Origin of the sequence: Sulfurimonas xiamenensis, assembly GCF_009258045.1 — a bacterium.
Lineage (GTDB): Bacteria > Campylobacterota > Campylobacteria > Campylobacterales > Sulfurimonadaceae > Sulfurimonas > Sulfurimonas xiamenensis.
Genome location: NZ_CP041166.1, coordinates 1,449,605 through 1,462,772 on the forward strand (window position 1 = coordinate 1,449,605; position 13,168 = coordinate 1,462,772).

Genomic DNA, 13,168 nt, shown 5'->3' on the forward strand with positions numbered 1-13,168 from the left:
TAGATTTATGCCTGAATATTTTATATTTGCAGATATCATCGGAATTACTGCTTTTACTATAAGCGGCTTTTTAATAGCCATAAAAAATGATCTTGATATTTTGGGTGTGCTAATAGCATCGTCACTTACTGCTCTTGGAGGTGGAATCATTAGAGATGCCATACTTAGTTCTGCTCCCTTTGCATTTACAACTTTACATCCTGCTCTTACACTTATAACAACTATTTTCATTGCATATATATTTAAGCTTTATAAAAAAGACTCTATAGAAAGAAAGTGGATGTTTGTAGTAAGCGATACAATTGGTCTTGTCGCTTTTAGTATAACCGGCGCTCTTTTGGCTATAAATGCAGAATATAATTTTTTTGGCATAGTTATTTTAAGCTTTATTACGGCGGTAGGCGGAGGAGTTAGTAGAGATATTATGATAAATCAAGTTCCTACAGTTCTTGTTAGCGATTTTTACGGTTCTATCGCAGTAATTGTAGCATTTTTGCTTGGAGCGCTTAACTTTTTTAATGCAATTAATGAATTTAATATCATTATTGTCGCTCTTCTTAGCATAACACTAAGGCTCTTGGCATTTAAAAGAGGATGGCATCTGCCAAGGCTTAACAAATAAGAAGATTTCAAGTAAAGGACAGCTCTCTTTACTAGCAAAAAAGAGCGTCAATTAAATATATTATGCAAAAAATAGATTTTATGTTCTATAATCTGCATTTATCTTTACATACTCATGTCCTAAATCACATCCATACGCTTTAAAACTGCCCTCTCCAACACCTAAGTCGCATGAAATAGTAAATTTTTGATGCTGCATAATAACAGCGCACTTCTTCTCCATCTCAGCATCAAAAAGAATCTCTCCCCTGTCATAAACGCATAGATTGTCAAATGAGATTTTCAACTTCTCTTCATAAGCCTCTACCCCGCTTGCACCAACCGTCGAAGCGATTCTTCCCCAGTTTGGATCTTCGCCAAAAAGTGCAGTCTTTACCAAAAGCGAATCCGAGAGCGCTTTAGCAGCAATCTCCGCCTCTCTATCATCTTTTGCACCTGTTACTTTGTAGGTTACAAGTTTTGTTGCACCCTCACCGTCACGCACCATCTCTAATGCTAAAAAATGCATAATTTTAAAAAGAACTTCTTTAAATGCCTCTTTATTGTAAGCACCGCTTCTACCATTTGATAAAAGCAAAACAGTATCATTTGTAGAGGTGTCTCCATCTACGCTTATGGCATTAAAAGTCGTAGTTTTTATCTCATCTAAAGCCTCTTGCATTTCACTTTTACTAACATTTGCATCAGTTGTGATAAAACATAGCATTGTAGCCATGGCAGGATTTATCATCCCGGCACCTTTTGCTATAGCTCCCATACTAAAACTGCTTCCATCATCCAACTCAACTTTAAAAGCTATCTCTTTAGGAAATGTATCTGTTGTCATAATAGCTTTTGCTGCGCAAGCAGAATCTCTTCGGCTCAAATCAAAAAGTTTCATCCCATCTATAATTTTAGCTTTTGGAAGTCGAACACCGATTACACCTGTTGAACTCATAATAGGATTTTTGGCTTGTAAGGGACAGAAGGAGAGTACCTCTTTTATATCTTCAACTCCTGCCTGGCCGGTCATTGCATTTGCATTTTTAGAATTTATAAGAACAAAATTTGTCTTAAAATCTCCCATTTGGCGAAAATGTCTAATTGGTGCCGCATACATCTTGTTTGTTGTAAAAACAGAAGCCACCTCACACAAATCTTCGCTATAAATAAATGCCATATCTTTAGCGTTACCTTTTTTAAGTCCTGCACTTATGCCATCTGCAAAAAAACCGTCACTAGCGCATACTCCGCCTTGCGAATATACTATATTATACAAATCTTAGCTCCTTTGGCTTGTCTCTTCTTCTTAAGAGCTCTTTTGTTACATTAATACCTTGTTGTGTTCCTATAACAAGTAGTTTGCATTCACTTGTAATCAAAACATCTCCTTTTGGCATAGCTAAAAATTTACCATCTTTTTTAGTAATACCTACTACAGATGTATTTGTTATCTCTCTAATATGTGTCTCTCTTAATTTTTTAAGAACCGACCAGCTATATTTTGGTACTTCTATCTCTTCCATATCAAGAGGATTATCGCTTTTATATAAAAATTCTTCAAGCAGATTTTCCATATCTGGACGAGCTGCCATTGCGCTTACTCTTTGAGCAGTTAACTTTGTAGGAGAGACGACAGTATCAGCACCAAGTTTTCTTAATTTTCCAATATCACTTACCGTTTCAGCTGAAGAGATAACATAATAAGGTCTTGGCAAAAAATGCTCTTTTTCAAAAAGTCTAACTGAAGCTATCAAAGCTATATTGTCAGATATAGAGTTAGAGAGCGTTATCAGACCTTTTGCTGATGAGAGATGCGCTTTAAGCATGGTGAGCTCTGCGTGCGGTTCAGCTTTTAAATATGTAGTATAGTTATGCTCTTCGGCCCATTGATGTATCTCTTCTCTTGGATCTACAACTACAAAAGGTATATGATTTTTTCTTAACTCTTTTGTGACTTCAAGGGTATAGTCATTATGATAACATACAACAAAATGCTTTTTTAATCTTGCTACACTATATAACATTCTTCTCTCCTTAATTATTTTACTAAGATTTCCTTTTCCGACAACATCAACAACAATACCGATTGCAATCGTAAATACCGTAAATCCTAAAATAATCAGAGTTACCGTAAATATCTGCCCTGCTGCTGAAAATTCTCCCTCATTTAATGCACCGAATCCGACTGTAGTAAAAGTATATCCGGTTTGAAAAATTGCATTCATTATGGTGTAATCTTCAATATAAATATAGCCTAAAGTTCCTATAATCATAAGAAGTTGAATTAATACTAAAGGTGTTCTAAATGGTAAAAGTTGAGAGTACAGCTCATTATTGAGTGTTATATGAGGTTTGGGAGATGACTCCCAATGTAGGAATTTTCGAATCTTCTCTAAGAGATTCAAGTTTATTTCCTGTTAGTCTTAAGAATTTTTCTTAAGCGTGCGTAGTTCTTTTGCAGAGATTTTAACCTTTTTTGTAGTGCCATCTTCTAAAGTTATACGCACTGTTCTAAGGTTTAATAAAAAACGACGTTTTGTTCTATTTTTAGCATGAGAAACATTATTCCCGCTCATCGGGCCTTTGCCGCTTATAGCACATCTTCTTGCCATCTTAGCTTCCTTGTGTTAGGTTTAATTAAAGTTGCGAATTATATCAAGCCCAAACAAAACTTCTGCTTAAGGGCAAATATAAATATTTTTATTTTGTTAAATTAAGAAAATAAAAGCAACTTCTAAATACCAAAACAGTAGAATAACAAAAAAAGTCTCTATATGCTAAAAAGGAAATATAATGTATGTAGCCCCAAGTGTCCTGTCTGCTAATTTTGGCAATCTTGAAAGAGATGTTAAAGCCATCTGTGAAGCTGGTTGTGATTTTGTACATGTAGATGTAATGGATGGACATTTTGTTCCAAATCTGACAATAGGTCCGGTTGTAGTCTCTGCTATTGCCGCATGTGCTACAAAACCGCTTGATATTCATCTTATGGTTGAAAACAATACATTTTTTGTAGATCTTTTTGCTCCTTTAAAACCTGAATATATCTCTTTTCATATAGAAGAGGAGAAACACCCCCACAGATTGATCCAAAAAATCCGCTCACTTGGCATAAAACCGGCAATCGTTTTAAACCCTCATACGCTTCCCGAGTCTGTAGAGTACCTGCTTGCTGATTTGGATATGATTCTTTTAATGAGTGTAAACCCGGGTTTTGGCGGTCAAAGTTTTATCGATAGTGTTATTCCTAAAGCAAAAAAATTAAGTGCCATGAGGGATAAAATAAATCCGAACTGCCTTATAGAAGTAGACGGCGGAGTAAATGATAAAAACATAGCTCTTTTAAAAGATGCGGGCGTTGATATCGTAGTTGCAGGCAGTTATGTTTTTAATCATTTTGACAAAAAAGAGGCAATTGCCTCTTTAAAAATTTAACTATGCGTACTAAAATCTGCGGTATTACTTCTTATGAGGATGCTATGACAGCAATAGATGCCGGCGCAGATGCTTTGGGATTTGTATTTTATGAAAAATCTCCTAGATATATCTCTGTATCGGATGCAAAAAAAATTATAGCCAAACTGCCTCCGTTTATAGAAAAAGTGGCTCTTTTCGTTAACAGCGATGCACAGGTAATAAACTCATACTGCCAAGAAGCCGGGGCGACACTTGCCCAGGTTCACTTTGAAGCTCCATATGAACTTTATGAACAGTTGTTCGTCCCATATATAAAAGTTGTACGAGCAAAAGAGGCTAAAGATATTTTACAATTTAGTAATGAGTATAGACTTATTGATGCCTATTGTGAAACATATGGCGGAAGCGGAAAAAAACTAAATATAGAGTGGTTTAAACATGTAGATTGTTCCAAAATCATTTTAGCAGGCGGACTCGATCCTCAAAATGTATCCTCTCTTAAACAGTATGGTTTTTACGCTGTTGATGTAAGCAGCGGTGTAGAACTCTCATATGGAAAAAAAGATGCATCTAAAGTTAGAGAGTTTATAAAAAATGCAAAATAACGGATTATAGTAGATGCTGCTTAATAATAATTTTTCTTTAGATGCTAAAAGCATATATAAATTATCTTCAAAAGGGCTCTCTTTAAAAACCTTAAAAGAGCAGATAGATGAAGATTTGGATTTCCTGCTTGAACTTTGGCATTCACAAGGTTTAGAGATTTTAAAACACCAGGGAAATTTTTATTTTGCAACAAAATTTATCTCTCTTGAAGATGCTGAGTTTTGTATCGTTGACATAGAAACAAATGGGTCCAAAATAGATAAACATCAAATAATAGAATTAGCTGCCATAAAAGTAAAAAATAGCAAAATTATTGATAGCTATGAATCTCTTGTTCGCTGCAAAGAGATAAACCCGCATATAACAGAAATAACAGGCATAACTGCAGAAGACACAAGCGATGCACCAGATCTGAAAAAAGTCATGTATGATTTTAAAAACTTTTTGGGAGATGCTGTTTTTGTTGCGCATGATGTAAAGTTTGATTATAAATTTATATCATTAAGTATGCAAAAAATTGGTTTAGCGCCACTTTTAAATAGAAGTTTGTGCTCATTATCATTAGCAGAAAGAACTATAGAATCATATAGATATGCCCTTTCTTACTTAAACAAATCATTTGGACTGCATCCCAGTGCAACACATCATAGAGCAATGAGCGATGTCCTTACAACTTACGAACTCTTTAAGTTATCAATGGCAAATATAAAAAAAGATGTGAAGACAGTTGAAGACTTTATAAAATTCACTAAAGAGGCAAAAAAATTAAAAAGATTAAAATTTGACCCTTTTTTAGAAAAAGAGTCTCAATGCAAAACGCAAGAAGATAAATTAAAAATCAAATAACTAATGCTAAAAAAAGCATACTTACTCGCTGAAAGCTCCAACACTTACAAGCTTTTTATATCTAGTTTCCATTCTCTCTTCATCAGACATTTCACGAAGTTTTGATAATTCAGATAAAAAATACTCGCCTATTGCAGCAGCAGCACCATCTCTGTCTCTATGAGCACCAATTAAAGGCTCAGCCACGATGTCATCTATAAGGTTTAACTCTTTTAAATCTTGACTGGTTATTTTCATAGCATTTGTTGCAGCTTCTGCTTTTGCGGGATCATTCCATAAAATAGCAGAACAACCCTCAGGAGAGATTACACTAAACACAGAGTATCGCATCATAGCAAATTTATCTGCAACCCCTATAGCAAGAGCTCCACCGCTTCCACCCTCTCCAATAACTACAGAAATAGTAGGAGTTTTCAGCGCTGAGAGTTCAAGCAGATTTCTAGCAATTGCTTCACTCTGGTTTCTCTCTTCAGCTCCAATTCCTGGATACGCACCCGGAGTGTCTATAAGCATAAGAACAGGTATGTTGAATTTTTCTGCCAGCTTTGCAGCACGCAGCGCTTTTCTATATCCCTCCGGATGAGGCATACCGAAATTTCTTTTTATCTTATTTTTAGTTCCACGACCTTTTTGCTCACCGATAACCATAACTTTTTCATTACCGATATATCCTAAATAACACAAAATAGCAGCGTCATCACGAAAATGTCTATCTCCGTGAATCTCATATTTATCTCTCATAATTAAATTAATATAATCAAGTGCATATGGCCTATCTAAGTGACGCGCGAGTTGAAGCTTCTGAAAAGGTGATAAATTATTAAATATTTTTGAAACTTCTTTATTCAAGTTTTCTTGAAGTGCTTTAACTGCACCCTCATCGTGACGAACCTGCGCAGATATAATATCTTCTTGAAGAAACTTAATCTTGTACTCAAAGTCTAAATATGTTGCCAAATCAGATCCTTATACTTAGATTTTTTTGAATATAATAACACCATTTGTTCCGCCAAAACCAAAAGAGTTACTCATTATTGTATTTAATTCTGCTTTTCTAGCTTTATTTGGAACTACATCTAAATCACAATTTTCATCTGGATTTTCATAATTTATCGTAGGAGGGATTATTCCATCACGCATTGCCATTAAAGAGATTACAGCTTCTATACCTCCTGCAGCTCCGAGACAATGACCTATTTGCCCTTTGATAGAACTTACCGGAGGACAATTTTCTTTGCCTCCAAACAACTCTTTTATAGCTGCTGTTTCATTTTTATCATTGATAGGAGTACTTGTTCCATGCGCATTTATATAATCAATTTTAGGTTCACCTGCCATTTTGTAAGCAGCTTTCATTGCACGAGCCGGACCGTCAAGACTTGGAGTAGTAATATGATTTGCATCACCGCTTTCGCCAAAACCAACAATTTCAGCATAAATATTTGCTCCACGAGCAACTGCATCTTCATACACTTCTAGTACAAGTGCAGCAGCTCCTTCTCCCATAATAAAACCGTCACGATCTGCATCAAACGGACGAGAAGCTTTTTTAGGGTCATCATTTCTTGTTGAAAGCGCTTTCATAGAAGCAAATCCGCCGACACCAGCACCTGTTATAGCGCACTCAGCTGAAACTACCAACATTTTATCCGCACCGCCGCACATAATTGTCTTTACAGCTTCACTAATTGCGTGTGTTCCAGCAGCACATGCAGTTACACTTGATAAGTTTGGTCCTTTTGTTCCATGCTCTATAGATATAAAACCACCAAGCATATTTACAAGCGCGCCTGGAATAAAAAACGGGCTTATTCTTCTTGGACCTTTTGTCTCTATAATGATTGAATTTTTTTCAATAGAGGGAAGACCGCCAATTCCCGAAGCTGCACTTATGCCAAATCTTTCCATATCTGTGTCTTCAGAAAAATTAGCTTCATTCATCGCTTCTTGAGCAGCTTTTAATCCAAGATGAATAAATCTATCAGCTTTTTTAACCTCTTTTGCTTCCATAACAGTTGAGGGATCAAAGTTTTTAACTTCAGCTGCTATTTTTACACTATAATTTTCCGGATCAAAGAGAGTGATCGTGTCAATTCCACACTCACCCTCACAAATAGCTTTAAAAGAACTCTCTTTATCATTTCCAACTGCATTTATCGTACCCAGTCCAGTAACTACAACTCTTCTCATTAAAATCTCCGTAAAAATATAAATACTTTTTAAAAATCAAAAAAATGATTACTAAAAAATACTTACTACTGAGGAGTCCTCAGTAGAGTTTAAAACAATTACTTGTTTTCGATATAGTTTACTACATCTTTAACAGTTTGAATTTTTTCCGCTTCATCATCAGGAATTTCAATATCAAATTTTTCCTCAAGAGCCATTACTAATTCAACTACATCAAGGCTATCAGCACCTAAATCTTCAACAAACTTTGCATCCTCTTTTACCTCATCAGCGTTAACGCCTAATTGCTCAACTACTACTTCTCTAATATCATCTAAAAGTGCCATTCTAGCTCCTATGTTTATATATAAAATTTCGTAATTGTAGCATATTTAACTTAAATAAACTATCAGACTAATAAAATTAAAAAGAGCCTCTTTAGGCATAATAATCGATTTTTATTCAAAAATTTTTCTAAAAGCTTTTGCACCATCTTTACTTGATTCTATGGTATCAGAAATATTTCTAAAAGTAAAACTAAGTTTGCTCTGTTGAACTGTTTGAATATCTTTTATTTTAGATTTGAAAGTCCTGCCTCAAATTTTTAACTCTTCTTATCTTCATAAAAAGAGAGAAATTCATTAAGACTCTTTTTATTCTCTTTAAAGCTGTGTTTAATGGCATTTTCTACAATAAGCTGTATGGAAAACTTTGGCACACTCCAGTGTTTGGGTATAGGCTATATATGAAGTTTTACTTTGTTCGCAAATCTATAAAGTAACGCTCCAGTAGTGTATGTTAAAACTCCTATAATAACAGAGATAAAAACATTCCAAAAAACAGCCCAATAAACAAGATATAAAACCAATCTTTTGTTTTTATATAGAGGGCTATATTATGCATCTAAAAGCCTTTTTAGATTTTTTACACCAAGCATTACACCTGGCCAGCCTTGAGCAGGAAAAACAGTATCACCGACATTGTATAAATTTTTTATAGAGGTATCATTTCCAGGTAGAAACGGAAGAAAATTTTTAAAAGTCATGGCATTACCTCCCAGTTGTGATCTTCTTATATAGCGATAAAATGTTTTTGAGGTTGCACCAAAACTCTGAACTATTTCATCCTCTTTTATATCAAGTTTCTTTAAAATTATTTCTCGCAGTATATCCTCAAGCTCTTTTTTTCTAGCTTTATAAAAACTTTTATTCTCCCATAATCTGCTGTCGGTGTGTATTGAAGCTGTAATACTATAGTGCCCTTTTGGCGCAATCAAAGTATCATTTTTATCAGAAAAAGAGACAAATAGCGCCTTTGAAAGAGTGTAGGGAAGAGTATCTTCTTGGATGATTTGGTAGTGATGATGAAAATTTTTCTCACTTTTTATAGTCATGTAAAACATAAACGAACTTTGATAATTATCTAGTTTTTTATACCTTTTATAGTAATTTTTTATCTCAATATCATTAAAAAGTTTGCCGCTATCATACACTGTAGAATTAAGAATCACTTTTTTTGCTTTATATCTCCCATTTTTAGTATAAAGTTCAAAGTGATTTTTATGACGAGAAATAGAGATTATTTCACTTTTTCTATGTAACTCTTTGACATTTTGCGTTATATCGTCAAAAAGAGTGCTAAATCCGCCCAAAACATAGTAATTTTTATTAAATGTATAAGCCAGAGAGAGCGCTGCAGTAAAGAAGTTTATCTCTCTAAGTGGAGCTTGAGCAACGATAAATATTTGAGATTCCAAAAATGCAATATACTCATCATCCGCATCGGCAAAAAAATTTTTTATAAACGAATGAGCATTTGCAACAAGATACTTTTTAAACCTTAAAAAAATAGGCAAAAAACTAAAAAGTGACTCTACTTTTGAAAAGATATTTGAATTTGCATAGTAATGTCCGCTAAATCTGTAAAACTCTCTATTTATATCATAGATAAGTTCCCAAAATACTCTATTTTTTTTATGCGGATAGTTGAGTTGCAATATTTCAAAAAATTTTTCAAAATCTCTGTATCTAGGAGTTACATTTTCATTGTGTATAATAACAATAGATGGATCGCTCTCTAAAAGATTTGGCACTACTCCAATAGCATCAAAAATCTCTCTGACAACATGCCCATCTTCATATCCGGCAAGTGTTGTAGCGCCTGTGTTGTAGTTGTAGCCGGCTCTTGAAAATGAAGAGCTGCACCCTCCAAGATAGGGCTCTTTTTCAAATAAAATAACATCAAAGCCTTTTGAACTCAGAAGCGCCGCTATAGAACTCCCACCGATGCCTGAACCGACTACTGCAAAATCTTTTATCATAAAGTTAATCTATTAAAAAATCTGCCAAATTATTTTTACCATAACTTATATTTGGATCTGTATCTTTAATCTGCTTTGCAATATGCGCCATAATTATTTTAACACCATCTGTTTTTTGAGGGTCGGTAAGAGGTAAAAGTCTCACCGTCAGGCTTGATTTTTTTTGACTAAGCTGCACAAAAAAGTTTTGATTTTTTCCATTTTCTATCGCAAGAGAATCTATAAGAACTGTTTGCTCATTTGCATTTATGTATTTATCCATAACCTTCAACATTCCACCCTCTATCTTGTTTGCAAAGGGCTGCACGGCATTAAAAGCATCTCTTGCTTTGTTAATATTTTCTAAAACTATATGTGGCATAAATCTCTCCCTATTTTTTTAATGTAGTTTATATTAAATTAAAAGAGTTTTGTACCCTCTTTTTGTCGTTTTAACTAATAAATAACTTTTAATTACTCTTTAACAACTTTCTCACGGTGCCAATCGTGAAATTTTCCATCTATTACCTTCTTTTGTATAGAGAATTCTATCATGCAAACGGCTCTCTCTTCCTTGCCAAAACTCCATTTTGCTAGGCTTTACTCTATAGCCGCCCCAAAAATCCGGCAACGGAACTTTACCGCTTTCAAACTTCTCTTTCATCTTCTCAAGTGCGATAGAAAGAAGCTTTCTAGAGCTTATAATTGTGCTTTGCTCACTTACCCATGCACCTATTTGACTGCCACGAGAGCGTTTCATAAAATAAGAGAGCGACTCTGTGTGGGAAATTTTCTCACATGCGCCGATAATACGCACCTGTCTCTCGAGATCTAACCATAAAAACTCCAGTGCAACATTTGGATTTTGTTCTATCTCTTTTGCTTTATCGGAGTTGTAATTTGTAAAAAACACAAAACCTTTCTCATCAAATATTTTTAAAAGAACAGCTCTTATATTTGGAATATTTTGCGCACTGCTAGTAGCTAAGAGCATTGTATTTGGTTCTAATATTTGTGCGTTTTGAGCCTCTTTAAACCACTTTTCAAACTCCACAAAAGGGCTTGCATCTACGCTGCTCTCATCAAGTTCGCTCTGTTTATACTCTCTTCGCATATCTTGTAGATTTAACATCAGTTTCTCCAAATATCTATTTGTTTAAAATTCTTATTGCACCAAAAGCGAAAAACCCTACAGCCAATACTGCAAACTCTTTGTCATATAAAAGAATAAAAACACTCAGAAGCATAAATACAAAAGAGAGAGAATTTGATTTATGACTCTCTTTTAAATCTCTTTTTATCCACTCTAACTGATCAAGAGAAAGTTCAACTTGAAGTTCATTAGCACTTATTTTTTTTAGAGCCGATTTAAAATCTTTTGCAAAAAAAGGAATTTCTTTTATCTCATCTATAAGCGTCTCTATGATGCTGTCTTTTGCTCCCAATGCTCTTGGGATATTCTTTTGCAAAATAGGTAAAATATCCTTTATGCCATTAAAATTTTCTATATATGTTGTTCCTAAGCCCTCAACTATGGCACTTACTCTCAAAATATAAATAGCATCGCTTGGAAGTTTAAAAGGCAAACCTCGTGTAGATTCTAAAACTTCAAAAGCAAGTTGCTGCATTGATTCGCTGCTTAGATTTTCATTGGAAAATATCTCAAACATTTTAGAAGTAAATTCTGCCACCTCTGCAACAGGGGCTTCATAAGCAACGGTGCCTAATTTTTTCGATGCGGCGATATAGCGTTCATAATCTTGCTCGTTTGCCGCTTTTATAAGCTCTATGATAGCAACCCTTGAGCTGTTTGGCACCGTTTTCACCATACCAAAATCCAACAAAATCAGCTCACCCTCTTTGTTTACAAGCAAATTCCCAGGATGCGGATCAGCATGAAAATAGCCTTTAATTAGCATCTGTGTCGTATAAAAATCTACAAGTTTAGATATGATGGAGTTAAAATCTACTTTGTGTTTTAAAATATTTTCTTTGTCATCAAAACGAAATCCCTCCTCAAAACTCATAACCAAAGCATCGTCGCTGCAAAATTGTACCAAAGGAGTTGGAAACTTTATACCTGCATCTTTATATACAGATGAGAATTTCTGAAGGTTTTTTAATTCTTGAGCAAGACTCACCTCTTGAAGAATCATTTTTGAAAATTCACTTACAACTGCCTCAATAGAGTTTTTTGTGTAGTGAGAAAGAAGAGGCTTAAAAAGAGTATTAAAAAAGTTGATGATTTTTATATCTGCTCTTACCATCTGTTCGATATTTAGGCGTCTAAGCTTTACTGCAACTTTTTGTTCTTTATGTGTATAAGCGACATGAACCTGACCTATGGAAGCAGAAGCAATAGGCTCTTTTTCAAAACTCAAAAAGGTTTCACTCCTAAAAGCCTTTGAATAAACCTCGTTAAATTCCGCTTTGTTCATCGGAGGAAGCTGATCATGAAGCTCTTTAAGCTCTTGAAGATACTCTTTATCAAAAAAATCAGCTCTTGTAGCTAAAACTTGTGCTAATTTTACAAAACTAGCTCCCAAATAAGTTATGGTCTCTTTGAGTTCTTTTGCACCTAATGGCTTAATACCAAAGAAACTCTTTTTCTTTTTTATAACCAAATAGATGCTAAGCAAAAACATAAAAACTCTCACCACTCGCATAGGTGAGTAGAAATCAATATTTTTGAAAAAAGTTTTTATTTTAAATCCTCTTTTAGTTTATCTAAATCCGATTTTGTCGCAACGCCAAGCTCATCGATAACCTCTTTGAGAGCACTCTTAAACTGCTCTTTGATGCGTATCTCTTCCTCTTTTCCTTTTGCTTCGATAGAATCTAAAAAACTTTTCGCATCATCTGTTTTAATTTTTCCCTCATCTTGAAGTTTTTTAACTTCCGCCTCAACTCTCTCTTTTAAAACAACCGCGGCACCAATGCTCGTGTAGAGTAAATCTTTAAACATTTTTTTTCCTTTCTAAAATACTTTTTGTAATTTTATGTCTATATGCAAACATTTTATCAAATTCAAACTGAATAAAAAAATCAAACAGCTCTCCTATAAATCCAATAATTTCTTTGGAGTAGAGCATCCCAATCTTCACCGCTGCTGTCTGAACCAGCTATACTCATTACAACTTTCATTAATACTCCTTTTTATTTCAGTGATGTATAAGTTTTATTTTAAAGAAGTATTTTACATTGCTACAAACTTTTTTCATAGTTTTA

Annotated in this window: 15 protein-coding genes; 4 read left to right on the top strand and 11 right to left on the bottom strand. The window is 34.4% G+C overall.

Annotated elements, in window-relative coordinates; all coding sequences use genetic code 11:
* The first annotated feature begins 7 nt into the window (after window positions 1-7).
* A complete protein-coding gene (locus FJR47_RS07295; protein ID WP_152299789.1) occupies window positions 8-622 on the top strand; it encodes a trimeric intracellular cation channel family protein in 615 nt (204 codons plus the stop codon).
* Between the two features lie 78 nt (window positions 623-700).
* Here the strand turns inward: FJR47_RS07295 and argJ are convergent, their stop codons facing one another.
* From argJ to rpmB, 3 genes are read right to left on the bottom strand one after another with little or no spacing between them, the layout of a single operon-like run.
* A complete protein-coding gene (gene argJ / locus FJR47_RS07300) occupies window positions 701-1,879 on the bottom strand; it encodes a bifunctional glutamate N-acetyltransferase/amino-acid acetyltransferase ArgJ (protein WP_152299790.1) in 1,179 nt (392 codons plus the stop codon).
* Window positions 1,872-3,008 (bottom strand): potassium channel family protein, encoded by a 1,137-nt coding sequence (locus tag FJR47_RS07305; protein ID WP_188093709.1) that lies wholly within the window; start codon window positions 3,006-3,008, stop codon window positions 1,872-1,874. The genes argJ and FJR47_RS07305 overlap by 8 nt, the downstream gene beginning before the upstream one ends.
* A gap of 18 nt (window positions 3,009-3,026) precedes the next feature.
* Window positions 3,027-3,215 carry a 50S ribosomal protein L28 gene (rpmB, locus tag FJR47_RS07310; RefSeq protein WP_152299791.1) on the bottom strand — a complete coding sequence of 63 codons (189 nt, stop codon included), beginning with the start codon at window positions 3,213-3,215 and terminating at the stop codon, window positions 3,027-3,029.
* Between the two features lie 181 nt (window positions 3,216-3,396).
* Here rpmB and rpe point away from each other — a divergent pair, with 181 nt between their 5' ends.
* Genes rpe through FJR47_RS07325 form a run of 3 tightly spaced genes read left to right on the top strand, consistent with a single transcriptional unit; the run spans window position 3,397 to window position 5,472 of the window.
* The gene (gene rpe, locus FJR47_RS07315) at window positions 3,397-4,038 is read left to right on the top strand and encodes a ribulose-phosphate 3-epimerase (protein WP_152299792.1); all 642 of its coding nucleotides are present in this window, start codon (window positions 3,397-3,399) and stop codon (window positions 4,036-4,038) included.
* Window positions 4,039-4,040: 2 nt separating this feature from the next.
* On the top strand, window positions 4,041-4,625 hold the full coding sequence (locus FJR47_RS07320) for a phosphoribosylanthranilate isomerase (RefSeq protein ID WP_152299793.1): 585 nt from the start codon (window positions 4,041-4,043) through the stop codon (window positions 4,623-4,625).
* A 13-nt stretch (window positions 4,626-4,638) separates the two neighbouring features.
* Window positions 4,639-5,472 carry a 3'-5' exonuclease gene (locus FJR47_RS07325; RefSeq protein ID WP_241690988.1) on the top strand — a complete coding sequence of 278 codons (834 nt, stop codon included), beginning with the start codon at window positions 4,639-4,641 and terminating at the stop codon, window positions 5,470-5,472.
* A gap of 21 nt (window positions 5,473-5,493) precedes the next feature.
* On the opposite strand, the gene accA is transcribed toward FJR47_RS07325, so the two are convergent.
* From accA to FJR47_RS07370, 8 genes are all read right to left on the bottom strand, one after another.
* Window positions 5,494-6,429 carry an acetyl-CoA carboxylase carboxyl transferase subunit alpha gene (gene accA, locus FJR47_RS07330; protein ID WP_152299794.1) on the bottom strand — a complete coding sequence of 312 codons (936 nt, stop codon included), beginning with the start codon at window positions 6,427-6,429 and terminating at the stop codon, window positions 5,494-5,496.
* Window positions 6,430-6,444: 15 nt separating this feature from the next.
* Window positions 6,445-7,662, bottom strand: coding sequence for a beta-ketoacyl-ACP synthase II (locus FJR47_RS07335; protein WP_152299795.1), 1,218 nt, complete (start codon window positions 7,660-7,662; stop codon window positions 6,445-6,447).
* Window positions 7,663-7,760: 98 nt separating this feature from the next.
* Window positions 7,761-7,988: an acyl carrier protein gene (gene acpP / locus FJR47_RS07340; RefSeq protein WP_137013889.1), complete on the bottom strand. Its 228-nt coding sequence runs from the start codon at window positions 7,986-7,988 to the stop codon at window positions 7,761-7,763.
* 548 nt (window positions 7,989-8,536) lie between these two features.
* Window positions 8,537-9,961 carry a phytoene desaturase family protein gene (locus FJR47_RS07350; protein WP_152299796.1) on the bottom strand — a complete coding sequence of 475 codons (1,425 nt, stop codon included), beginning with the start codon at window positions 9,959-9,961 and terminating at the stop codon, window positions 8,537-8,539.
* 4 nt (window positions 9,962-9,965) lie between these two features.
* Complete coding sequence (locus tag FJR47_RS07355; RefSeq protein WP_152299797.1) at window positions 9,966-10,322, bottom strand: hypothetical protein; 357 nt, start codon at window positions 10,320-10,322, stop codon at window positions 9,966-9,968.
* A gap of 111 nt (window positions 10,323-10,433) precedes the next feature.
* A complete protein-coding gene (gene pdxH, locus FJR47_RS07360) occupies window positions 10,434-11,072 on the bottom strand; it encodes a pyridoxamine 5'-phosphate oxidase (protein ID WP_152299798.1) in 639 nt (212 codons plus the stop codon).
* Between the two features lie 16 nt (window positions 11,073-11,088).
* Window positions 11,089-12,585 (bottom strand): ABC1 kinase family protein, encoded by a 1,497-nt coding sequence (locus FJR47_RS07365; protein ID WP_241855391.1) that lies wholly within the window; start codon window positions 12,583-12,585, stop codon window positions 11,089-11,091.
* Window positions 12,586-12,641: 56 nt separating this feature from the next.
* Window positions 12,642-12,905 carry a hypothetical protein gene (locus FJR47_RS07370; protein WP_152299800.1) on the bottom strand — a complete coding sequence of 88 codons (264 nt, stop codon included), beginning with the start codon at window positions 12,903-12,905 and terminating at the stop codon, window positions 12,642-12,644.
* Window positions 12,906-13,168 lie beyond the last annotated feature (263 nt).

Coding starts and splice junctions, on each gene's coding strand:
- FJR47_RS07365 (WP_241855391.1), bottom strand. CDS start 12,585: ATGTTTTTGCTTAGCATCTATTTGGTTATAAAAAAGAAAAAGAGTTTC.
- pdxH (WP_152299798.1), bottom strand. CDS start 11,072: ATGTTAAATCTACAAGATATGCGAAGAGAGTATAAACAGAGCGAACTT.
- FJR47_RS07320 (WP_152299793.1), top strand. CDS start 4,041: ATGCGTACTAAAATCTGCGGTATTACTTCTTATGAGGATGCTATGACA.
- FJR47_RS07355 (WP_152299797.1), bottom strand. CDS start 10,322: ATGCCACATATAGTTTTAGAAAATATTAACAAAGCAAGAGATGCTTTT.
- FJR47_RS07370 (WP_152299800.1), bottom strand. CDS start 12,905: ATGTTTAAAGATTTACTCTACACGAGCATTGGTGCCGCGGTTGTTTTA.
- FJR47_RS07295 (WP_152299789.1), top strand. CDS start 8: ATGCCTGAATATTTTATATTTGCAGATATCATCGGAATTACTGCTTTT.
- FJR47_RS07350 (WP_152299796.1), bottom strand. CDS start 9,961: ATGATAAAAGATTTTGCAGTAGTCGGTTCAGGCATCGGTGGGAGTTCT.
- acpP (WP_137013889.1), bottom strand. CDS start 7,988: ATGGCACTTTTAGATGATATTAGAGAAGTAGTAGTTGAGCAATTAGGC.
- rpe (WP_152299792.1), top strand. CDS start 3,397: ATGTATGTAGCCCCAAGTGTCCTGTCTGCTAATTTTGGCAATCTTGAA.
- FJR47_RS07335 (WP_152299795.1), bottom strand. CDS start 7,662: ATGAGAAGAGTTGTAGTTACTGGACTGGGTACGATAAATGCAGTTGGA.
- rpmB (WP_152299791.1), bottom strand. CDS start 3,215: ATGGCAAGAAGATGTGCTATAAGCGGCAAAGGCCCGATGAGCGGGAAT.
- FJR47_RS07325 (WP_241690988.1), top strand. CDS start 4,639: ATGCTGCTTAATAATAATTTTTCTTTAGATGCTAAAAGCATATATAAA.